General features: G+C 73.2%; 19 protein-coding genes. 7 read left to right on the top strand and 12 right to left on the bottom strand.

Translation table 11 applies throughout. The features are described 5' to 3' along the window. The first annotated feature begins 65 nt into the window (after positions 1 to 65). The gene (locus BM290_RS22635; RefSeq protein ID WP_093617187.1) at positions 66 to 899 is read left to right on the top strand and encodes an RNA polymerase sigma factor; all 834 of its coding nucleotides are present in this window, start codon (positions 66 to 68) and stop codon (positions 897 to 899) included. Here BM290_RS22635 and BM290_RS22630 read toward each other — a convergent pair. Further along, positions 852 to 3185, bottom strand: coding sequence for a putative bifunctional diguanylate cyclase/phosphodiesterase (locus tag BM290_RS22630; protein WP_093617185.1), 2334 nt, complete (start codon positions 3183 to 3185; stop codon positions 852 to 854). The two genes, BM290_RS22635 and BM290_RS22630, sit on opposite strands and share 48 nt — an antisense overlap. 135 nt (positions 3186 to 3320) lie before the next feature. After that, a complete protein-coding gene (locus BM290_RS22625) occupies positions 3321 to 3803 on the bottom strand; it encodes a MarR family winged helix-turn-helix transcriptional regulator (RefSeq protein ID WP_093617183.1) in 483 nt (160 codons plus the stop codon). 76 nt (positions 3804 to 3879) lie between these two features. Between BM290_RS22625 and BM290_RS22620 the strand changes: the two genes are divergently transcribed. The 4 genes from BM290_RS22620 to BM290_RS22605 are packed head-to-tail and all read left to right on the top strand — an operon-like array spanning position 3880 to position 8702. Next, on the top strand, positions 3880 to 5046 hold the full coding sequence (locus BM290_RS22620; RefSeq protein ID WP_093617181.1) for an FAD-dependent monooxygenase: 1167 nt from the start codon (positions 3880 to 3882) through the stop codon (positions 5044 to 5046). Between the two features lie 38 nt (positions 5047 to 5084). Then, positions 5085 to 5753: a response regulator transcription factor gene (locus BM290_RS22615; RefSeq protein WP_093617179.1), complete on the top strand. Its 669-nt coding sequence runs from the start codon at positions 5085 to 5087 to the stop codon at positions 5751 to 5753. After that, positions 5746 to 7563, top strand: coding sequence for a sensor histidine kinase (locus BM290_RS22610; RefSeq protein WP_093617177.1), 1818 nt, complete (start codon positions 5746 to 5748; stop codon positions 7561 to 7563). Before BM290_RS22615 ends, BM290_RS22610 begins: the two co-directional genes overlap by 8 nt. A gap of 53 nt (positions 7564 to 7616) precedes the next feature. Next, positions 7617 to 8702, top strand: coding sequence for an alpha/beta hydrolase (locus BM290_RS22605; RefSeq protein ID WP_093617175.1), 1086 nt, complete (start codon positions 7617 to 7619; stop codon positions 8700 to 8702). Between the two features lie 48 nt (positions 8703 to 8750). Here BM290_RS22605 and BM290_RS22600 read toward each other — a convergent pair whose 3' ends face one another. The 10 genes from BM290_RS22600 to BM290_RS22555 form a co-directional block, all read right to left on the bottom strand. After that, a complete protein-coding gene (locus BM290_RS22600) occupies positions 8751 to 10577 on the bottom strand; it encodes a sensor histidine kinase (RefSeq protein WP_239143169.1) in 1827 nt (608 codons plus the stop codon). Continuing rightward, the gene (locus BM290_RS22595; RefSeq protein ID WP_177319862.1) at positions 10567 to 11259 is read right to left on the bottom strand and encodes a response regulator transcription factor; all 693 of its coding nucleotides are present in this window, start codon (positions 11257 to 11259) and stop codon (positions 10567 to 10569) included. The genes BM290_RS22600 and BM290_RS22595 overlap by 11 nt, the downstream gene beginning before the upstream one ends. A 198-nt stretch (positions 11260 to 11457) precedes the next feature. Then, positions 11458 to 12648 (bottom strand): ABC transporter permease, encoded by a 1191-nt coding sequence (locus BM290_RS22590; protein WP_093617171.1) that lies wholly within the window; start codon positions 12646 to 12648, stop codon positions 11458 to 11460. Further along, positions 12645 to 13322 carry an ABC transporter ATP-binding protein gene (locus BM290_RS22585; protein WP_093617169.1) on the bottom strand — a complete coding sequence of 226 codons (678 nt, stop codon included), beginning with the start codon at positions 13320 to 13322 and terminating at the stop codon, positions 12645 to 12647. Before BM290_RS22585 ends, BM290_RS22590 begins: the two co-directional genes overlap by 4 nt. Further along, positions 13319 to 14494 carry an efflux RND transporter periplasmic adaptor subunit gene (locus BM290_RS22580; protein ID WP_239143168.1) on the bottom strand — a complete coding sequence of 392 codons (1176 nt, stop codon included), beginning with the start codon at positions 14492 to 14494 and terminating at the stop codon, positions 13319 to 13321. The genes BM290_RS22585 and BM290_RS22580 overlap by 4 nt, the downstream gene beginning before the upstream one ends. Positions 14495 to 14500: 6 nt before the next feature. Continuing rightward, entirely contained in the window at positions 14501 to 15082 is a 582-nt protein-coding gene (locus BM290_RS22575) for a hypothetical protein (RefSeq protein WP_093617167.1), read from the bottom strand. A gap of 59 nt (positions 15083 to 15141) precedes the next feature. Beyond that, the gene (locus BM290_RS22570; protein ID WP_093617165.1) at positions 15142 to 15702 is read right to left on the bottom strand and encodes a hypothetical protein; all 561 of its coding nucleotides are present in this window, start codon (positions 15700 to 15702) and stop codon (positions 15142 to 15144) included. A gap of 28 nt (positions 15703 to 15730) precedes the next feature. After that, positions 15731 to 16909 (bottom strand): ABC transporter permease, encoded by a 1179-nt coding sequence (locus tag BM290_RS22565; protein ID WP_093617163.1) that lies wholly within the window; start codon positions 16907 to 16909, stop codon positions 15731 to 15733. Continuing rightward, the gene (locus tag BM290_RS22560) at positions 16906 to 17547 is read right to left on the bottom strand and encodes an ABC transporter ATP-binding protein (protein ID WP_093617509.1); all 642 of its coding nucleotides are present in this window, start codon (positions 17545 to 17547) and stop codon (positions 16906 to 16908) included. The genes BM290_RS22565 and BM290_RS22560 overlap by 4 nt, the downstream gene beginning before the upstream one ends. A gap of 32 nt (positions 17548 to 17579) precedes the next feature. Further along, positions 17580 to 18644: a hypothetical protein gene (locus BM290_RS22555; protein ID WP_143133882.1), complete on the bottom strand. Its 1065-nt coding sequence runs from the start codon at positions 18642 to 18644 to the stop codon at positions 17580 to 17582. A 131-nt stretch (positions 18645 to 18775) separates the two neighbouring features. On the opposite strand from BM290_RS22555, the gene BM290_RS22550 reads away from it, so the two are divergent. Together BM290_RS22550 and BM290_RS22545 are read left to right on the top strand one after the other, a co-directional pair. Further along, positions 18776 to 19468 (top strand): response regulator transcription factor, encoded by a 693-nt coding sequence (locus BM290_RS22550; protein WP_177319848.1) that lies wholly within the window; start codon positions 18776 to 18778, stop codon positions 19466 to 19468. Beyond that, on the top strand, positions 19465 to 21171 hold the full coding sequence (locus BM290_RS22545) for a sensor histidine kinase (RefSeq protein WP_093617159.1): 1707 nt from the start codon (positions 19465 to 19467) through the stop codon (positions 21169 to 21171). Before BM290_RS22550 ends, BM290_RS22545 begins: the two co-directional genes overlap by 4 nt. Positions 21172 to 21180: the final 9 nt, after the last annotated feature.

Here is a 21180-nt window from a genome sequence, read left to right as displayed (position 1 = left end):
GAAGCGGAAAGTTCGGTCCGTGACGTCAACAAATCCTCCAGTGGCTGTCCCTAGGTTCGAGCGCCATGGACACCGAACTGCTCGTGCGCGCCGCCCAGCGGGGTGACGTGGCCAGCCTCACCACGCTGTTCCAGGCGCACTACGCCGGAATGCGGTCGGTGGCGTGCCAGATCCTGGGACCCGGGCCGGACGCCGACGACGTGTGCCAGGAGGCGGCGATCACGGCGCTCACCCGGATCGGCCAGCTGCGCGACCCGGCGGCCGTGCGGTTCTGGCTGCACGCGATCGTGCGCAACATCTGCCGGTCCCGGCTGCGGGAGCCGCGGGCCGTGCCGCTGGAGGCCGCCGGTGAGGAGCCGGTCGTCGGGGCCGACGCCGACCTGGACCGGTATGCCGACCGCGACTGGGTGCGGCACGCGATGGCCCGGCTGTCGCCCGCGCTGCGGCCGGTGACGATGTTGCGGTACTTCACCGAGCGCAACTCCTACGAGCGGATCGCCGGCCTGTGCGTGATCCCGGTCGGCACGGTCCGCAGCCGGCTCAGCGAGGCCCGGCGGCAACTGGCGGCGATCCTGCCGCGGGTCCGCGACGAGCGGCACGCCGAGTCGGCGGCGCTGACCACCCTGCGCCATGCCGAGGCGTCGGCGATCCTGGCGGGCGGGCCGCTGCCGTACCCCGTCCGGGCCCGCTGGTCCCACCAGGCCACCGTGTGCTGGCCGGACGGCCGCCGCACCACCGGCGTGACCTCCGTGGTGGAGGCCCTGCGCCGCGACGGCGCCGGGCACCGGCTGGTCGAGGTGGTGGCCGCCCCGGACGTCACCGTCTGGGAGACCACCACCCACACGTGGCTGCTACACGAGCGCGGCGGTCAGGTCCGCGGCGCCCGTCTCGCCGGATGACGGCTTGGGCAGCGCGGCCACCATCGCGGTGACGGCGTCCGGCGACAGCGGCCGGGCGAAGTGGTAGCCCTGCGCGTACTGGTATCCGAGAACGGCCAGCCGATCCGCCTGGTCCCGGTTCTCCACACCCTCGGCGACCAGGTCCAGGCCGACCGCCTCGGCCAGCGCGATCACCGCGGACGGCATGGTGTCACGGCGTCCGGTGTCGGTGCCCTGGGTGAACGAGCGGTCCAGTTTCAGCTGGTCCACCGGCAGCTCGTGGAGCAGGGTGAGCGTCGACTGGCCGGTGCCGAAGTCGTCGAGCGCGATCCGGATGCCCATCCGGCGCAGGTCGTCGAGCGCGCCGACCGACTCGCCGAGCGCGACGGCGGTGCTCTCGGTGATCTCCAGGGTGAGCCGGTGCGGCGGCAGGCCGGTCTCGGAGAGCGTCGCGGCCACCCGGCCGACGTAGCCGGGGTCGCGCAGCTGCCGGGCGCTGACGTTGACGTTGACGATGCCCGGGCCGAGGTCGCCGAGCTCGTCGCGCCACGCGGCCAGCTGCCGGCAGGCTTCGAGCAGCACCCAGTCGCCGAGCGGGACGATCAGGCCGGTGCGCTCGGCGACCGGGATGAACTCGATCGGCGGCACGATCCCGCGAGCCGGGTGGTTCCAGCGGACGAGCGCCTCGACGCCCTTGAGCCGGCCCCCGTCGAGGGTGACGATCGGCTGGTACTCGAGGAACATCTGGCCCTCGTTGATGGCGTGCTGCAACTGGGCGCCGATGGCGGCGGAGTCGGCGATCGAGGCGGCCATGCCCTCGGTGTACTGCTCGACGTTGCTGCCACCGTGGTGCTTGGCGGCGTACATCGCGATGTCGGCGCGCCGCAGCAGGTCCGCGGCGTTCTCCCCGCTGTGCCCGCCCGCGACGCCGATGCTGGCACGGACCAGCAGCTCGTGGTCGCCGGCCACCACCGGCTCGGCCAGCGCGGCGATCAGCCGGCCGGCCGCCGCCGAGGCGTTGTCCGGGTCCATGCCGTCCAGCACCACCACGAACTCGTCACCGCCGAGCCGGGCCACCGTGTCCTCCTTGCGGACGGCGGCGGCCAGCCGGTCGGCGACCGCGATCAGCAGCGCGTCGCCGACGCCGTGGCCGAGGGTGTCGTTGACGGCCTTGAAGTCGTCGAGGTCGATCAGGGCGACGCTGACCGGCCGCCCGGTGTGGCTGGCCGCGAGCGCCTCGTCGAGGCGTTCGGTGAACAGGGCCCGGTTGGGCAGCCCGGTGAGGGTGTCGTGGGTGGCGCCGTGGTCGAGGCGGGCGACCAGGTTCGCGTTCTCCCGGAAGACCGTCTGCTGCCGGGTCGCGACCAGGGCGGTCAGCACGCCGGCCAGCACCACGAACAGCAGCGCGTCCGAGTCGCCGACCGCGACCATGTGGACCAGCAGGGCGTACACCGCGACGATCGCCAGGTACGGCAGCCACACCGGCAGCCGGCGCACGGCCCGCGTCGGCCCGGCGCCGCGGGCGACCGCCCGGAGCTGCGCGCGACCGGCCAGCACCGCGCAGAGCATCGCCACCGGGACGGACACCTGCGACGCGGCCAGCCACGGGCGGTCGACGGCGTACTTCTGCAGCAGCAGCGAACTCACCATGCCGGAGGCCATGCCGAGCGCCATCATCGGCAGCACACCCGGGGCCAGGTGGCTGCGCCCGGCGAGGGCGACCTTGCCGAAGGCCATCAGGGCCAGCAGGTTCAGCGCCAGGAACACCGTCCCGCTGACCAGTGCGGCGGGGGTGAAGCCGGCCTCCTGCACGACCGGGCGGGTCACGAAGTGCCAGGAGTAGGAGCCGGTGGCGAGCAGCACGACCAGGCCGTCCAGGCCCACCCGCAGCATGCTGCCCCGGCCGGAGACCTTCAGCGGCAGGCGCGCCATGGCCCACAGGTTCCCGACGATCGCCCCGGCGTAGCCGATGCCGGCGACCACCGACACGTCCGCCGCCGCGGCGCCGCCGACCACACAGTCGTACGCGTTGACGGTGGCGCCCACCGCCGCGAACGCGGTGCCGATCGCCGTGTGCCGCCAGAACCGCCGGGCGACCGGGGTGAGATCGTCGCGGCGGGCGATCGCCACCAGCGAGGCCAGGGCGATCAGCGCCGAGACCGGCAGGGTGATCCACAGCAGCACCGTGGGCGTGCGCTGATGCTCCAGGTTGACAGCGGTGGCCACCAGGGCCATGAGCGCGAGAAACGCGCAGATACCGGCCGGGCCGGGCATCCGGCGCGCGATCGCGGCAGTGGACTTGCCCATCGCGGTCCCCCTTCGTCGGCCGTGTGACGCCTGCACACATCGGCCGGGCCGGCCCGGTAGATGAGCGATTGCGCCGGACCACCCGCGGGTGACGGTCTTCACGGGGCCCGGTCGCCACACCGGAGGGCGCGGGGGTCAGTCGTCGAGGGTGCTGAGGCGGGTGGTCAGGTCGGTGGCGAAGCGGTCGAGCAGGCGGCCGAACGTGCGGCGGTCCTCGGGGGACCAGCCGGCGAGGGCCTCGCCGAGGGTGCTGAGGACCGTCTGCATGTAGCGGCCGACCGCTTCGCTGCCGGCGGGGGTCAGCTCGACCAGGCGGGCGCGGCGATCGTCCGGGTCGGCGACGCGCTGGACCAGGCCGCGCCGTTCCAGCTCGTTAACGTGGCGGGTCACGTGGGGGCCGACGACCTGCATGCGCCGGGCGATCTCCCCCACCCGCAGCGGGCCCCCGCCGGTCTGCAACGTGACCAGCACCCCAAGCCCAGGACGGTCCAGGCCGAGCCCGGCGCTCTCGGTGGCCCGGTCGATCAGCCGGCTGCGGTTCAGGACGGTGCCGAGCTGGGAGAGCCGGGGCAGGACGGCGAGCAGGTCGAGTTCGCCGTCATTCGAGGTGTCGGTCATCACACTCAATTCGATACCTAAGTTAGGTATATATTTTGGTCAGGGCACGAGCACGGCACATCTAGGGAGGAACCTCATGCACAGGGTACTGGTCTCCGGGGCGAGCATCGCCGGGCCCGCGCTGGCGTACTGGCTGCACAGGCACGGTTTCGAGGTAACCGTCGTGGAGAAGGCGGCGGGCGTACGCGGCGGCGGATACCCCATCGACATCCGCGGCACCGCGATCGAGGTGGTCCGGCGGATGGGCCTGCTCCCCCGGCTGCGGGAGGCGCACATCAACACCGAACGGCTCACCTTCCTCAACCCGGACGGCAGCCTGATCACCGCGATCAAACCCGACGCCGTGGTCCGCGGGGTCGAGGGCCACGACCTGGAGATCCCGCGGGGCGATCTGACCGGGATCCTGTACGGCACGGTCCGCGACGACGTCGAGTTCCTCTTCGGCGACAGCATCGACACCCTCGACGACCGGCCCGACGGGGTCGACGTGACCTTCCGCAGCGGCGTGCAGCGCACCTTCGACCTGGTCGTCGGCGCTGACGGGCTTCACTCGTACACCCGCGGTCTGGTCCTCGGTCCGGAAGAGCAGTATCACCGGTACCTGGGGCACTGCTTCGCCGGCTTCACCATGCCCAACGACCTGGGACTCTCCCACGAGGGTGTCACCTGGTGCGAGCCGGGACGGGGCGCCGCCCTCTACGCCGTCCGCGACGGTGACCGGGTCCACGGATTCCTGACGTTCGACCGGGCGGACCCGCCGTACGACGCCTTCCGCGACCCGGCGGCGCAGCGTGACCTGGTCGCCTCGGTCTTCGAGGGAGCCGGCTGGCAGATCCCGCGCATGGTCACCGTCATGCGGGCGGCCGACGACCTGTTCTTCGACGTGGTGAGCCAGATCCGGCTGCCGCGCTGGTCGGCCGGCCGGGTGGCGCTGGTCGGCGACGCCGCCTACGCACCGTCGTTCCTCACCGGCCAGGGCACGAGCCTGGGCCTGGCCGGCGCCTACATGCTCGCCCGGGCGCTGGCCACCGCGCCCGATCATGCAACGGCCTTCGCGGAGTACGAACGAAGCACCCGGCCGTTCGTCGAGCTGAACCAGAATCTGGCCGGCGAGGGCAGCTCGGTCCTGTTCCCGGCCACCGCGGAGGCCCTGGCCGCACGCAACGTCATGCTGCGCGGCCTGACCGCGATGCCGGCCGAGGCCGCCCGCCCGGAGCACTCGGCGCTGGTTCTTCCCGCGTAGCGGGTCCCGCCCTGCACGACGGCCCTACACTCGCCGCCGTGAACGCCAAGGTCCTCGTCGCCGAAGACGATCCGAAGCAGGCTGAGCTGCTGCGCCGCTACCTCGAACACGAGGGGCACACGGTGACGGTGGCGACGGACGGGCGGGCGGCCCTCGCCCTGGTGCGGCGGCAGCCACCCGACCTGCTCGTGCTCGACGTGATGATGCCGGGGATCGACGGGTTCGAGGTGTGCCGGGTGCTGCGCCGCGACAGCGGGCTGCCGGTGCTGATGCTGACCGCGCGCGGCGCCGAGGAGGACCTGCTGCTCGGCCTGGACCTGGGCGCCGACGACTACCTGACCAAGCCGTACCGCCCGCGGGAACTCGCCGCCCGGGTCCGCGCGCTGCTGCGGCGGACGGGCGTCCCGGACCCGCGGGCGGGCCGGCTGCGGGTCGACCCGGCACGGCACGAGGTGTGGGCCGACGGCGTCGAGGTCATCTGTACGCCGGGCGAGTTCCTGCTGCTGGAGATGATGGCCGCCGAGCCGGGCCGGGTGTTCACCCGCGACCAGCTGCTGCGCCGGCTGCACGGGTTCGGCTCCGACGTGACAGCGCGCACCGTGGACGTACACGTCCTGAATCTGCGCCGGAAGATCGAAGCGGATCCCTCCGCGCCGAAACGGCTGCTCACCGTGTGGGGCGTCGGCTACAAGCTCGCCGATGGCTAGGCCCCGCAGCAGCCTGGTCCTGCGGCTGCTCGCCGTCTCCGCGGTGGTGTCGATGCTGTCCGTGGCGGCGACCGCCTGGCTGACGGTCCGCGCGACCACGAGCGCGATCCGGCAGCAGCCCGGCCGGGTCCTGGTCGACGACGCGAGGATCTACGACACCTTGATCGGGTACGCCGCCACGCACCGCGACTGGACCGGAGCCGGGCCGCTCGTCGAGTCGCTGGCGGCGAACACCGGCCGCCGGATCGTCATCACCGATCGCGACCGCCGTACGCTGCTCGCCTCCCCCGCGGCGACGGACGCCGGACCGTTGCCGGCCGAGGCGTCGGCGCCGCTCGACGCGCTCGCCGTCGACGCGCTCGTGTCGCCGGGCGGTGTCGACCAGCGTGCGGTGGGGCCGTTCCTGCTGCCGGACACCGAACGGGCCGCGCTCGGCACGCTCGCCGCCGACGCCCTCTCCTGCCTGCGCGGTCACCCGGCGACCCCCGCCGCCCCCACCCGTGCGGTGCCCGCCGCGGCGCAAGCCGAGATCGTGTACCGGCCGAGCGGGCGGCCCGACGTGCGGACCTCCGACGGCGAACCCGGCGTCTGCGCCGGGCAGCTGCGGGCGCTGGCCGAGCCGACCGGCACCGAGGAGGCGGCGCTGGACCGGCTCCGGACACTCACGAACGCGTGCCTGACCCGGCAGGGCATGGCGGCCGTCGCGATCACCCTCGACGGCGGCTGGGTCACCACCCGGTCGGACAGCCGATCCGCCGAGTACGGCCGGAGCGTCGAGTCCTGTCTGGCCGGTGCGAAGCGCGAGCAGCTGACCGGGTACGTGGCGCCGGCCGCGTGGCTGTTCCTCCTCGACGCGGACGCCACCCGGGACACCCGCCACTTCGACCTCTCCCCCGCCGGCCGGGCCCGCATCGCCGGCGTCACGGCGCTCGTGCTGCTGGCGGCGATCGGGGTGACCGTGCTGGTCGGCCGGCGGCTGGTCCGGCCGTTGCACGAGCTGACCGCGGCGGCCGGCCGGATGCGTGCCGGGGAGGTGACGACCCGGGTCGAGGTGCGCGGGCACGACGAGATCGCGCGGCTGGGCAGCGCCTTCAACGCCATGGCCGAGCAGCGCCGGCACGTCGAGGAGCTGCGGCGCGCCATGGTCAACGACATCGCCCACGAGATGCGCTCCCCGCTGACGAACATCCGCGGCTGGCTGGAGGCCGCCGACGAGGGGGTGGTGCCGCTGGACGCCGAGCTGGTGTCGTCGCTGCTCGAGGAGGCGGTGCTGCTGCAGCACGTGATCGACGACCTGCGGGACCTGGCCGCCGCCGACGCCGGTGAGCTGCGCCTGACCCTGCGGCCGGTGGACGTCGGGGAGCTGCTGCACGCGGCGGTGTCCGGGGTGGCGCCCGGGCGGGTGACCCTGCTGGTCTCGGCCGACGGGGCGGGCTCGTGCACGGCCGACCCGATCAGGCTGCGCCAGGCGGTCGGCAACCTGGTCGGCAACGCGGTCCGGCACACCCCGGCGGGCGGCACGGTGACCGTGCACGCCCGGCGGGAGGCCGACCAGCTCGTGATCGACGTGACCGACACCGGCCCGGGCATCCCCGTCGACCAGCAGGCCCTGGTCTTCGAGCGGTTCTGGCGCGCGGAGAAGTCACGCAGCCGGCAGACCGGGGGCAGCGGCCTCGGGCTGCCGATCGTACGCAAGCTGGTGGAGGCACACGGCGGCACCGTCACCCTGGTCAGCACGCCGGGACACGGCGCGACCTTCACCTTGCGGCTGCCCGCCTCCCCGGATCCGGCCGGGCAAACAGTTTCATGACAAATGAGCTCTACCGTCTGCCGCGAATCGATCCATGATCCGTGGGAGACGTCATGAGGAAACGGAAGATCGCCGGTGCGGTGGTGCTGGCGCTGAGCGCGGCGGCAGCGGTCACGGTCATGGCGATACGGGGGCCGGAGGCGGAGGCCACAGCGGCTGCCACCACCGTGCGCGCCGTCGAGTACGACCTGGGAATCGCCGCCTTCACCGACGCGCCGGACTGGGGCGGCACCTCGGAGCTGAAGGCGATCGTGCACTACCCGGACCGGATGGCCGGGAAGCTGCCCGTCGTCGTCATGCTCCACGGCCAGCAGCTGAGCTGCTACTCCGCCGACGAGGACGACTGGGAGTGGCCGTGCCCGCGCGGCGTCCGGCCGTACCCCAGTCACCGCGGCTACGACTACCTCGCCGACGCGCTGGTCCGTAAGGGATTCGTGGTCGTGTCGGTGAGCGCGAACGGCCTCAACGCGAACATGGGCACCGCCCCCGAACGCGCCCACCTGCTCAACCGGCACCTGACGATGCTCCAGCAGCTGACCACCACCGGGCGGGGACCGTTGGCCGGCCGGTTCACCGACGCCGCCACCGGACGCCGGTCCACCGTCGACTTCCGCGGCCACCTCGACCTGACACGGGTGGGGACACTCGGCCACTCGGTCGCCGGTGAGGGCGTCTACTACCAGGCGGCCGACGCCCATCGCCGGGAACTGCCCGCGGGCGTACGCATCCGGGGTGTCGTCGCCGTCGCCGCCCGCAACAGCAGGATGAACGACATCACCGTCACCACGGCGCCGGTGGCCGTGCTCTCCGCCGAGTGCTGGGGCGACGGCGACCACGCCTTCTACCAGGCGGCCAAGGACCACCACGGCACCCGCGGTTTCCTGGTCGACATCGCCAAGGCCAACCACAACTACTTCAACACCGAGTGGACCACCGGCCCCGGCCCGAGCGACGGCGACGACACCGAATGCCCCACGGCACAGGGCCGGCCGACCGCGGCACAGCAGCAGGGTTTCGCGGTCGACTACCTCACGGCCTTCTATGCGTACGCGTTGCAGGGCGACACCCGCGCCGAGCCGGTGCTGACCGGCGAGCACCCGCTCAAGGGCGTCACCACCCGGATCGAGGACTTCGGCTGACGTCCTGCCGGTGAAGGTCCACCGTCGGGTGGACCCTCACCAACCACGTCAGGCCCCGGCCGGGTCGGGCAGGTGGACGGTGAACACGGTGCCCCGGCCCGGCTCGCTCTCGACCTCGATCGTGCCGCCGTGGGCCTCGGTCAGCTGGCGGGCGATCGCCAGGCCGAGGCCGCTGCCGCCGGTGGCCCGGCTGCGGGAGCCGTCGGCACGCCAGAACCGGTCGAAGATCTTCGGCAGATCGTCCGGGGCGATGCCGGCGCCGGTGTCGCGTACCGAGATCGTGGTGTCCGCCGCGCCGACCGTGACCGAGCCGCCGGGCGCCGTGTAGCGGATCGCGTTGGAGACCAGGTTGCCGACCACCTGTCGCAGGCGGGCCTGGTCGGCGGTGACCACCGGATCGCCGGTGACGTCCGCCTCCAGCCGCACCCCGGCCGCGTAGGCGCTGCCCTGCTGGCTGTCGACCACCTGCACGATCACGTCGCGCAGCGGGATCGGCTCCATCTCGACGCGCAGCGTGCCGGCGTCGGCGGCGGCCAGGTCGCCCAGGTCGTCGATGATGTGCTGCAACTGCAGCGCCTCCTCGTGCAGCAGCGCGAGCAGCTGGGCGTCGGTGGGCGCGAGGTCGTCCTGGGCCGCCTCCAGCCAGGTGCGGATGTTGCCGAGCGGGGTGCGCAGCTCGTGCGCCACGTCGTTGACCATGGTGCGGCGCTGTTCGTCGGCCTGTTCGCGACGGCGGGTGGCGTCGTTCAGGGCGCGGGCCAGCCGGCCGATCTCATCGCGGGAGGACACCGTGGCCGGCACGTGCGCCGCCGCCGCGTCGGTGAGCGTGCGCAACGGCCGGACCAGTCGCCACCCGGCCAGCACGGTCACCACGACGGTGCCGAGCAGGACGACGGCGGCCACCGCGGCGATCCGCCGGATCCCGGCGCCGGACAGGCTCAGCGTCGTACGGTCGTCGCCCGGCGTGGTGACGAACAGCAGGACACGCGGCGCCACGTACGGCCGCAGTTGCATGCGCCGTGCCGAGGCGACGCACGGCTCCACGACGTCGGCGGGACCGGCCGGCCGCAGCTGTGACGGCATCGCCCACCTGATGTCGTCGTTCCTGGTCCGGACCACCGGTTTCGTCCCGAGGTAGGCCTGGAAGGTCGGGGTGATGCGCAGCCGGTCGGCGCGGTCGCCGAGGCCGAGGCAGCGGGCGGTCATCTGCTCCAGCTCCTGCAGGGCCTTCTTCTCGCCGGCGCTGACCAGGCTGTCCAGGCCGGTCGAGCAGCTCTCCAGGGAGTGGTCGGGCACCGGTGTCCCGAATCGGGAGCCGGCGCTGGTGAGCAGGATGCTGGGCCGGCCGGTGGGCGCGACGTCGACGACCCCGCGGTAGCCGAGTTTGCGGAAGCAGCTGAGCGCGCTCTCGGCCTCCTCGTTCATCACGTACCGGTCCTCGCCGGGCACCACGTAGGGGCCGACCGCCCGCTCGTCGATGCGCTCGACGCCGCCGGTCAGGCCCAGGTCGACGTCGAGCGGGTCGACGGCGGCCGCCGGGAGGCTGTTCTCCGGCACCGGGCCGGTGTGCGAGTCGAGGATGACCCGGCGGTCGTCGGTGGTCAGGGTGATCCGGCGGCCGATCTCCTCGGCTCGGGAGTGGACCATGGTGGCCGCGCCGGACCAGTCGTGGTGGGTGGCCGCGTAGCCGAGCAGCGCCTGGTAGACGGCTCGCTGATCGGCGGCCGCGCCACCCTGCTCGTGGCTGATCGCGCGGGTGGTGGTGGTCGCGGCCAGCCACGCCGTGGACGCGATGGCCGCCACCGCGATCACCATCGAGGTGATCAGCAGGCGGGTGATCAGGCTGTGCCGGACCGGGACACGGTCAGCGGTCACCGGGATCGGCCGCCATCTTGTATCCCACGCCGTGCACGGTGAGCAGCAGCCGGGGCCGCCGCGGGTCGGCCTCGATCTTGCGGCGCAGGTTCACCACGTACACGTCGATGGTGCGCTCGGTGGAGCTGCGGTCGATGCCCCGGGTGTGGTGCAGCAGCTGCGCCCGGGTGAGGACCCGGCCGGGCTGCTCGGACAGGGCGGCAAGGATCGCGAACTCGCCGCGGGTGCAGTCGACCGGCTGGTCGTCGACGGTCACCCGATGGCCGGCCGGATCGATGCCGACCCGTCCGATGCGCCGGATGCGGCGGGCGGGGGCGTCCGGGTCTCCGCGGGAGGCGCGCCTCAGGAGGGTACGGACGCGGGCCACCAGTTCGCGCGGGCTGACCGGTTTGGTGAGGTAGTCGTCGGCGCCCAGTTCCAGGCCGAGCAGCATGTCGTTCTCGGTGCTGCGGGCGGTGAGCATCAGCACCAGCACGTCCGACTCCTCGCGCAGGGTGCGGCACACGTGCAGGCCGTCCAGGCCGGGCATCATCACGTCCAGGACGATCAGGTCGGGCCGGTCCCGGCGGGCGACGTCGAGGGCGGCCCGCCCGTCGTGGACGACGGCGGCGTCGTGCCCGTCGGCGACGAGGTAGCGCCGGATCCCCTCGGCATGCCGCGCGTCGTCATCGGCGACGAGGATCCTCGCACCGGCAGAGGAGCCACCGGCAGAGAAGCCGGCGGAGGAGCTGCTGGCAGCGGAGCCGGCGGAGGAGCTGCTGGCAGCGGAGCCACCGGCAGCGGAAGCGCTGCCGGCGGTGACACCCGCGGCGGAGACGCCCATGGCGGAAGCGTCCATGGCCGAGATCATAGGTGGTGGCATCGGCTTCTCCGGAACGGTTCAGACGCTGGACAGCGACGCGGTGGGATCGAGCCGGGCCGCCCGTACCGCCGGGTAGGCGCCGGCCAGGACGCCGATCACCAGGGCGCCGCCGAGCCCGAGGGTGACCGCGGCCGCCGGGAGCACCACCGGCCAGTGCTGCAGGGCGGCGTACCCGGCGACGGCCAGCGCGCCGGCCAGGACGCCCGCTCCCCCGCCGAGGGCCGACAGCACTATCGACTCGGTGACGAACTGGATCCGGATCTGGCCCCGATGGGCGCCCAGGGCCCGGCGCAGGCCGATCTCGCGTCGTCGTTCCAGCACCGAGATGTACATCGTGTTGGCCACCCCGATCCCGCCGACCAGCAACGCGACGCCGGCCAGCCCGAGCAGCAGCGAACTGAACGTCTGCCGGACGGCCTGCTTGGCGGCGAGCGCGTCGGAGGGCCGGCTGACCAGCACCTCGCCCGGATGCTGCGGGTTGGCGGTGGCGGCCAGCACCGCTCGGACCGCCGCCACCTGGGTGTCGGTGGTCTGCACGTAGATGCGGGTGGGCCGCCCGTCGAAGCGCAGCCATCGGGTCGCCGCCTCCCAGCCGATCATCGCGGAGCGGTCGATCTCGGGTGACAGCGGCACCGGTTCGAGGATCCCGATCACGGTGAACCGGTGCCGGCCCAGATGGACCTGCAGCGGCCGGGACAGGTCGACGCCGTCGAAGCCGAGCCGCTGGGCGGCGGTGGAGCCGAGCACCACTGTCGGCAGGCGTTCCATCGCCGCGTCCAGGAACCGGCCGGTACGGACCCGGCCGTCCAGCGCCGTCAGCAGGTTCGCCTTGGTGGCGACGACCGCGATGGCGTTGAAGTCGCCCGCCGGGGTCCGGTCGGAGCGGGTGACGTTCAGCCCGAAGTCGGCCGTCGCGCTGGCCACCGTCACCGGCGCGATCCGCGACACCATGTCGACCGCCTCGACGGGCAGCTTGACCGGTGGATCGTGGTTGGGCGCCGGGGTCACCTGCAGCCGGTTGGTGCCGAGGGCGGCCAGTTTCTCGTCGAGCGCCCGCTGACTGGACGCGGGGATGCCGGTGACCAGCACCAGCGTGGCGATGCCGATGGCGATGCCGAGCGCGGACAGCGCGGCCCGGGCGCGGCGTGCCCGGAGTCCGACGAGCCCGAGCGCGACGATGTCGGCCGGTGACAGACGGGCGGCCTTCATGACGAGCCCGTGTCGGCGATGATCCGGCCGTCGCGGAGTTCGACGCGGCGGGGCAGGGCGGCGGCGATGTCCCGGTCGTGGGTGATCACGGCGATCGTGGTGCCGTCGGCGTTGAGCTGGACGAGCAGGTCGAGCACGGCCCGGCCGGTGGCGGTGTCGAGCGCCCCGGTCGGCTCGTCGGCCAGCACCAGCGCGGGCCGGGTGACCAGGGCCCGGGCGATCGCCACCCGCTGGCGTTCGCCGCCGGACAGCTGATGCGGGTGGTGCCGCGCGCGGTGGGCCAGGCCGACCCGGTCCAGCGCGGCCAGCGCCTGCTCCCGGCGATGCCGGCGGTGCACCCCGGCGTAGAGCAGCCCGGTCGCGACGTTGTCGGCGGCGGTCAGCCCGTCGGTCAGGTGGAACTGCTGGAACACGAATCCCAGCCACCGCGCGCGCAGGGCGGACAGCCGCCGGTCGGACATCGTGGTGGCCTCGTGCCCGCCGATCCACACCTGCCCCTCGGTCGGCCGGTCGAGGGTGCCCATGATGTTGAGCAGAGTGGACTTGCCCGACCCGGACGGGCCGATGATCGCGACGAACTCTCCCTCGTCGATCCGCAGCGAGACGTCCCGCAGTGCCGTCACGTCCTCGCCGTATCGCCGGGTCGCGTTCCGGATCTCCAGCACCGCGGTCACGAGGTCGTCACCACCTTCGTGCCGGCCTCGATGCCGGCGCCGGTGATCTCGACCATCCCGTCGGCGAACAGGCCCACCGTCACGGCGGTCAGGGCCCCTCCGGAGATCTGTACGCCGTACCCGCCGCCGCTGAGCGCCAGCAGCGCCCCGACCGGCACGGCGAGCACGTCACGCCGGGTGGTGCCGGCGAACCGTACCTCGACGTCGGCCGAGCTGATGTTCGTGATCGCCGATGCGTTGTCGACGGTGATGACGACCCGCACCTTGGGGCTCTCCGGCCCCGCGCCGTCCCCGGCCGTGGTCTGCACGTTGCCGCTGACCGAGGTGACGGCGCCGCCGGTGGTGGTGCTGTCCGGCAGCACGATCCGCACCTTCTGCCCGGCCTTGAGGTCGTCGGCCCGGCTCGCGTCGATGTCGGCGGTCACGACTTTGGCCTGGTCACTGACCGCCATCAGGTTGCCGGTCGCGTCGTCGCCGAGCTGGGCGGCGGCCGCGCCGACCCGTACCGCGCCGGAGAGCACCATGACGTCGCCGAGGGTCAGCGTGCCGTCGGCCGGGCGTACGCCCTGGGCTGTCTGCCAGCGTTTCACGGCGTCCTTGAGGGTGGCGGTGAAGACCGCGTCCTGGGCGGTGACCACGGTCCGGTAGGACGTCCCCGCCGGCGCGGGCGCCCCGGAGGCGCTGGGCGCGGGTGTGTCGCCGGAGCCGGGCGCGCCCTGGACGGTGACGGTGGTTCCGGCGGCGGGCTGCTTGCCGATCCGGTAGCCGAGCGCCTGCAGGTTGTCGGCCAGCACCCGGACGTCGCGGCCGAGCATGCCCACCGTGGTGATGTCGCGGAACATCGGCGACGACCCGTAGAACAGCATCACCGGCCGGTCGCCGACCCGGTAGAGCACGTCGCCGCGGGCGACGGTCCGGCCCGGTTTCGGCAGCCAGGTGATCACTCCGGGCGTGATCCCGCGCAGCGTGCGCTGCCTGCGGTAACCGACCGTGCCGGTCTCGGTCCAGTAGTCGGACAGGTCCGTCCGCACGACGTCGGCGGTGGCCACGGTCGCCGGCGACGGCCGGACCGCGTCCGGTTCGGACCCGGCCCGCGACTGTACGGCGTACGCCGCCCCGCCCAGTGCCATCACCCCGGCGGTGACGACGACGGTGAGAGTCCTCTTCCCCACGGCCGGCTACTTCTGCGTGAACGCGGAGATCTCGCACTGACGCTGGAACTCCATGCCCTCGTCGCTGTTCGCCTTCGCGATGTTGGCCTTGGTGTCGACCGCCCACAGACTGGCGTCGTCGCCCGTACCCCGGATCTCCATCTTGATGCCGTGGCTCTCGATGCACGCCTTCTCCTCGCGCAGGTCGTCGGCGAAGTTGGCGTTCTGCTGCGGGTCCAGCTCCGGGGCGTTCAGCGGCTCCTGGTCGGCGCAGGCGTCCACGGCCGGCTGATACTTCTTCGGGTCCATCTTGTAGCTGAGCAGGGGGCCGCCGGGGCTGCCGTTCGGCATGGGCTTCGACGGCACTCCGTTGCGTGTCCAGCAGGCGTAGTAGGCGTCGTACGCCCGGTCGATCTCCTCCATGGTCGCGCCGAGCGGGAGTTGACGCACGGCCGCGTTGTTCGCGCCGGTCGCGCCGGGCGCCGCCGAGGTGGCCGCGCCCGGGATCGCGGCCACCTGCGGCTCCGTCGTGTCCGGCTCGGCGCCGCACGCGCCGAGGGACAGCACCAGCATCGCCAGACCGATAGTGGTCATGCTCGTCTTTCGCATGTCACCAGCCTGATCAAGGCGTGTTAGGCATTTGTTAGTGGCTTCTCCGCGTCGTTGCGTCAGCCCTTGCGGCCGTCGAAGGCCTTGGCCTGGCAGCGGAGTTCGAGGCTCTCGTTGGGGCTGTACTCGCCCCAGGTCGGGCCGGGGACCCATTCGCCGTTCTTCTTGACCAGGTCGACGCCGCCTTCGACCAGGCACTTGTGATAGTTGTCGTCGTCGTCGGCCCAGTACGGGTTGCGGTCCTCGTCAAGCTCCGGCGCCAGCACCGGCTCCAGCTTGCCGCACGCCTTCACCATGTCCGGCTCGGACGCGCGGATCCGGCCGTTGACCGAGGCGCTGGCGTCCAGGTCGAGCAGGCCCTCCTCGGTGGTGCGGGTCGGCACATCGTGCTCCTTCAGGCATTGGAACCACGGCTGCTGCATCCGCTGCACCTCCGCCGCCGTGGTGTCGGGACGGATGACCGGCGCCGCCGCGGACACCGCCCCTTTCGACGGGACGCTGTCGGGCGACTGCAGCGAGGCGACCTGCGGCGGGGCCTCCTTCTCCTTCTCGGCGGAACATCCGGCGGCGAGACCGGCCAGGAACAGGGTGGTCAGGGTGACGGCGAGGGTCGTACGCATGGTGAGGTGCCTTTCGTCAGGGGGAGGGTCAGGTGGAGGCGAGGGCTTCGGTGGGGGTGAGACGCGCGGCCCGCATCGAGGGGTAGACCCCGGCGAGGACGCCGACGAGCAGCGCGCCACCGGTGCCCGAGGCGAGAGCGGTGAGGGGTACGGTCGGCGGCCACTGCTGGTGCAGGGCGTAGGCGACGGTGGCGGCGGCGCCGAGCAGGGTGCCGGTGAGTCCGCCGAGCAGCGACAGGGCGACCGACTCGGCGAGGAACTGGGCGCGGATCTGGCCGCGGTGGGCGCCGAGGGCCCGGCGCAGGCCGATCTCGCGTCGTCGTTCCAACACCGAGATGACCATGGTGTTGGCCACGCCGATGCCGCCGACCAGCAGCGCCACGCCGGCCATGCCGAGGAACAGGGCGCTGAAGGTGGTCTCGGAGGCGCGTTTGGCGGCCAGCGCGTCCGAGGGGCGGGTGACCCGGACCAGGCCGGGCGCCTGCGGGAGGACGGTGGCGGGCAACACCTCGCGGACGGTCTCGACGGCGGAGTCGTGGCTGCGCACGTACATGACGGTGGGCCGGCCGTCGAAGCCGAGCTGCTGTTTCGCGGCCGGCCAGCCGATCAGCGCGGCACGGTCGATCTCGGGGGCGAGCGGGATCGGGTCGAGGATGCCGGTGACGGTGAACCAGCGGCGGCCGATGTACAGCTGGGGGCCGCCGGCCGGGTCCTCGATGCCGAGGCGGCCGGCGGCTTCGGCGCCCAGCACCACCGCCGGGAACGTCTCGGTGGTGGCGTCGAACCAGCGGCCGGCGCGGACCGTGCCGTCGAGCAGGTCGAGGATGCCCGGCTCGGTGGCCAGGACGGTGGTGGCGGCGGCGTTGTCGGCGCGTTCGTTGCGGGCGATGGTGCTGTGCGTGTTGGCCATGGCGGAGGCGCCGGTGACCGGGCCGATGCGCCGGGTCATCGCGGTGGCCCGCTCGTCGAAGGCGGCCGGTGGCTGCTGGTCGGGCAGGGCGCTGGCCTGGAGCAGGTCGGTGCCGAGACGTTGCAGGTCACGCATCAGGGCCTGCTCGCTGGAGGCGGGGATGCCCATGACCACGACCATCGTGGCGATGCCGATGGCGATGCCGAGCGCGGAGAGCGCCGCCCGGGCCCGGCGGACGCGGAGTCCGACGAGCCCGAGCGCGACGATGTCGGCCGGTGACAGACGGGCGGCCTTCATGACGAGCCCGTGTCGGTGACGATCCGGCCGTCGCGGAGTTCGACACGGCGGGGCAGGGCGGCGGCGATGTCCCGGTCGTGGGTGATCACGGCGATCGTGGTGCCGTCGGCGTTGAGCTGGACGAGCAGGTCGAGCACGGCCCGGCCGGTGGCGGTGTCGAGCGCCCCGGTCGGCTCGTCGGCCAGCAGCAGGTCGGGGCCGGTGGCCAGAGCGCGGGCGATCGCCACCCGCTGGCGTTCGCCACCGGAGAGCTGGTGCGGCCGGTGGTCGAGGCGGTGGCCGAGGCCGACGCGGTCGAGCGCCTCCCGGGCCAGGGCACGGCGCCGGCGCCGGGGCACGCCCGCGTAGAGCAGGCCGGTGGCGACGTTGTCGGTGGCGGTGACGCCGTCGGTGAGGTGGAACTGCTGGAACACGAAGCCGAGGTGGCGGGCACGCAGCGCGGACAGCCGCCGGTCGGACAGCGTCAGCACGTCGTGGCCGCGGACGGTGACGGTGCCGCTGGTCGGCCGGTCGAGGGTGCCCATGATGTTGAGCAGGGTGGACTTGCCGGATCCGGACGCGCCGACGATGGCCAGCAACTCCCCGGCGGTGACGGTGAGGTCGACCCGGTCGAGGGCGGTGACGGTGCCGTAGACCATGCCGACGTCGTGGACGGCCAGGACGGTCGGGTTCACGAGACGGTCACCACCCGGGTGCCCTCGGCCAGGCCGTCGCCGGTGATCTCGACCATGCCCATGGCGAACATGCCGGTCTCGACGGCGACCAGCGGTCCGCCGGAGATCTGGACGGCGTGCCCGCCCTCGCGCAGCGCGAGCAGCGCCGCGACCGGCACGACCAGTACGTCCTCGCGGGTCTCGCCGGTGAACGAGACCTGGACCGGGGTGGTGTCCAGGGCCTTGACCGCCGCGGTGTTCTTCACCGTCACGGTGATGTCGACCAGCGGCTGGGCGCTCTCCGAGCCGTCTCCGGGCCGAGCGTCGCGGGCCACCGAGGCGACGGTGCCGTCGGTGGTGGCGCCGCCGGGCAGCTCGACCCGCACCTTGTCGCCCTTCTTGACCGCGCCGACGTCGGCGGCGCCGACCGGCACGGTCACCACCTTCTTGCGGCCGGTCACGGTCAGGACACCGTCGGTGGCGGGGGCGCCCAGCTCGGCGGTGATCTCGGCGATCCGGACCGGACCGGGCAGCACGGCCACGTGCGCGGGGCTGATCGTGCCGGTCGCGGACACCCCGAGGTGCTCCTGCCATTTCTTGATGGCCGCGATCAGGCCGGGGGTCACCCGGGCGTCGCCGGGGCGGATGCCGCGCGGCTGGTCGCCGGTACGGAAGCCGAGCGCCCGCAGGTTGTCGACGATGACCCGCACGTCACGGCCGGTCAGCCCGGCGCCGTCGATCGGGCGGAACATCGGTGTCGTCCCGTAGAGCAGGGTGACCGGCTGGTCGTCGTTGCGGTAGAGCGGCTGCCCGGCGGTGACCGTCGTGCCCGCCGCCGGCAGCCAGGTGACGGTGCCGCTCTGCCCGCGGATCGTGCGGGGCGTGCCGTATCCGAGGGTGCCGGGCATGGTCCGGGCGGTCGACAGGTCGGTGCGTTCGACGGCGACCGTCGCCACCGCCGCGGTGCTCGGGGTGCTCGCCGGTGTGCCGTCGGCGGCGGCCCAGCGGGTCGCCGCGAACCCGCCGCCTGCCCCGGCCGCCGTCATGCCGGCCAGCAGCGCCAGCACGCGCCGCCGCCTCATCGGGTGTTCCGTCGTCTCAGGTGCCACATGCCGACCCACGGTGCCGGGGGTTCGTCGCCGTGCCGTCAGGGAGTTGTCGAGGGATTGTCAGATTTCCCGGCCGCGTGGAACGGGCGACCTAGAGTCGGGCGGTGCCCGAGCGAATCCTGATCGCCGAGGACGATCCTCGGCAGGCCGAGATCGTCCGCCGCTACCTGCAGGCGGCCGGCTGGGATCCGGTGGTGGTCGGTGACGGCCGCGCCGCGATCGCCGCGATCCGGCAGCGGGTTCCGGATCTGCTGGTCCTGGACGTGCTGATGCCGGAGATCGACGGCCGGGACGTGTGCCGGGTGCTGCGGGTCGACCACGATCTGCCGATCCTGATGCTGACCGCGCGGTCCAGCGCCGACGACCGGGTGCTGGGTCTGGAGATCGGCGCCGACGACTATCTGACCAAGCCCTACGACCCGCGGGAGCTGGTCGCCCGGGTGCGGTCGCTGCTGCGCCGGGCGACGGCCCGGCCGCCGGCCGACGACGGGCTGCGGGTCGGGCGGATCGTCGTGGACACGGCCGGCCATACGGTACGGGTCGACGGCGCCGAAGTGCCGTGCACCCGGGGCGAGTTCGCGGTGCTCGCGGCACTGGCCGCCGAGCCGGGCCGGGTGTTCAGCCGCCGCCAGCTCGCGGAACGGATCAGTGGGCTGGACCGCAACGCCACCGACCGGGGCATCGACATGCACGTGGTGAACCTGCGCCGCAAGCTGGAACGGGACCCGCGCCGCCCGGAGCACCTGCTGACGGTCCACGGGGTGGGCTACAAGCTGACCGGCGGGGCGGCGGGATGACACGCAGTCTCGTCGTACGGCTGCTCGGCACCTCGGTGTTGATCGTGGTGTTGTCGGTCGGCGCGGCCGCCTGGCTCGCGGCGAAGACCGCGACCCGCGCCGTGCAGCAGGAGCAGAGCCAGTCGCTGGCCGGTGACTCCCTGATCCACGACACGCTGCTCGGCTACGCGGCCGAGCACCGCGACTGGACGGACGTGGCGCCGCTGGTGCGGCGGCTGGCGGCGGAGAGCGGCCGGCAGATCACCGTCACCACCACCGGCGGCACGGTGATCGCAGCCAGTAATCCGGGCGCCCCGGTCCCGGCTCGGGCCGACGCGGTCATTGATCCGCTGGGCGCGACGATCGACCCGCGGGTGGTCGGACCGTACCGCCTCACCGGCCGTGACCAGGCCCGGCAGCACGCGCTCGCCGAGAAGCGGCTGCGCTGCCTGCACGATCAGGGCTTCAAGGCGACGGCCGAGGAGACACCGGCCGGCCGGCTGGTGGTGAAACTGGCCGCCGACAACCGCCTCCAGCGGCACGACTGCTCGTTCCGCGAGGACGCGCCGACCACGGGCGAGCGAGCCGCGCTGGACAAGCTGCAGGATCGGGTGACCATCTGCCTGAAGGGGCGGTTGCTGAGCGAGATCTCCTTCTACACCACCGACTTCGTCCCGATCCACCGTGACCCGACCAACGTCGGCAACAGCCAGGCCATCCAGGACTGCATCGATCGGGGACGCCGCGAGCAGCTCCGGCCGTACGTCGCCGGACCGGCCCGCCTCTACCTGACCAGCCCGCCCCGGCAGCCGGTGCCGGTGTTCGACCTGTCGCCGGACAGCACCCGCCGGATCGCCGTGGTCACCGCGCTGGTGCTGGCCGTCGCGGTCGCCACCACGCTCGTGGTCGGTCTGCGGCTGGTCCGGCCGTTGCGCAAGCTGACCGCCGCGGTGGACGGCGCCGCGAACCGGCCCGCGCCGGTGCGGATCACCCGCAACGACGAGATCGGCCGGCTCGCCGCCGCCTTCAACGCGCTGGCCGACCGCAGCGAGCACAGCGAGCAGCAGCGCCGCACCATGGTCGACGACATCGCCCACGAGCTGCGCAGCCCGCTGACCAACATCCGCAACTGGCTCACCGCCGGTCAGGACGGTCTCGCCGACCTCGACCAGGACATGGTCCGGCTGCTGCTGGAGGAGACCGCGCTGCTGCAGCACATCGTCGACGACCTGGCCGACCTGGCCGACGCCGACGCCGGCACGCTGGCGCTCACCCTCGGTGACCATGCGGTCGGTGACCTGCTGGCGCAGGCGTGTGAGGCGCACCGGGGCACCACGCTGACCGTCGGCGGCGATCCGTGGGCGGTCGTCGACCCGATCCGGTTCCGGCAGATCGTCGGCAACCTGCTGACCAACGCCTGGCGGCACACCCCGGCGGACGGCCGCGTCGAGGTCCGCGCCGATGTCACGGACGGGCTGCTGGTGGTCGACGTCGCGGACACCGGCGAGGGCATCGCGGCGGCGGACCTGCCGCACGTCTTCGACCGGTTCTGGCGCGCCGACCGGGCCCGCGCGCGGGCCACCGGCGGCAGCGGGCTCGGCCTCTCGATCGCCAGGAAGCTGGCCCAGGCCCACGGCGGCGACATCACCGTGGTCAGCACTCTCGGTGAGGGCAGCACCTTCACCGTACGGCTACCCGCGCGACCCGACCAGCCGGCCCGGTGAGCGGTCCCG

It is taken from the genome of Actinoplanes philippinensis (genome assembly GCF_900113015.1).
GTDB classification, from domain to species: domain Bacteria; phylum Actinomycetota; class Actinomycetes; order Mycobacteriales; family Micromonosporaceae; genus Actinoplanes; species Actinoplanes philippinensis.
This window is presented reverse-complemented; position numbering and strand designations above follow the sequence as displayed.

Bases quoted from the DNA above. Each gene is read 5' to 3' on its own strand.
- BM290_RS22630 (WP_093617185.1), bottom strand. From the start codon at position 3,185: ATGGGCAAGTCCACTGCCGCGATCGCGCGCCGGATGCCCGGCCCGGCC.
- BM290_RS22565 (WP_093617163.1), bottom strand. From the start codon at position 16,909: ATGAAGGCCGCCCGTCTGTCACCGGCCGACATCGTCGCGCTCGGGCTC.
- BM290_RS22555 (WP_143133882.1), bottom strand. From the start codon at position 18,644: ATGAGGCGGCGGCGCGTGCTGGCGCTGCTGGCCGGCATGACGGCGGCC.
- BM290_RS22545 (WP_093617159.1), top strand. From the start codon at position 19,465: ATGACACGCAGTCTCGTCGTACGGCTGCTCGGCACCTCGGTGTTGATC.
- BM290_RS22560 (WP_093617509.1), bottom strand. From the start codon at position 17,547: ATGGTCTACGGCACCGTCACCGCCCTCGACCGGGTCGACCTCACCGTC.
- BM290_RS22635 (WP_093617187.1), top strand. From the start codon at position 66: ATGGACACCGAACTGCTCGTGCGCGCCGCCCAGCGGGGTGACGTGGCC.
- BM290_RS22610 (WP_093617177.1), top strand. From the start codon at position 5,746: ATGGCTAGGCCCCGCAGCAGCCTGGTCCTGCGGCTGCTCGCCGTCTCC.
- BM290_RS22605 (WP_093617175.1), top strand. From the start codon at position 7,617: ATGAGGAAACGGAAGATCGCCGGTGCGGTGGTGCTGGCGCTGAGCGCG.
- BM290_RS22620 (WP_093617181.1), top strand. From the start codon at position 3,880: ATGCACAGGGTACTGGTCTCCGGGGCGAGCATCGCCGGGCCCGCGCTG.
- BM290_RS22625 (WP_093617183.1), bottom strand. From the start codon at position 3,803: ATGACCGACACCTCGAATGACGGCGAACTCGACCTGCTCGCCGTCCTG.
- BM290_RS22570 (WP_093617165.1), bottom strand. From the start codon at position 15,702: ATGCGTACGACCCTCGCCGTCACCCTGACCACCCTGTTCCTGGCCGGT.
- BM290_RS22575 (WP_093617167.1), bottom strand. From the start codon at position 15,082: ATGCGAAAGACGAGCATGACCACTATCGGTCTGGCGATGCTGGTGCTG.
- BM290_RS22590 (WP_093617171.1), bottom strand. From the start codon at position 12,648: ATGAAGGCCGCCCGTCTGTCACCGGCCGACATCGTCGCGCTCGGGCTC.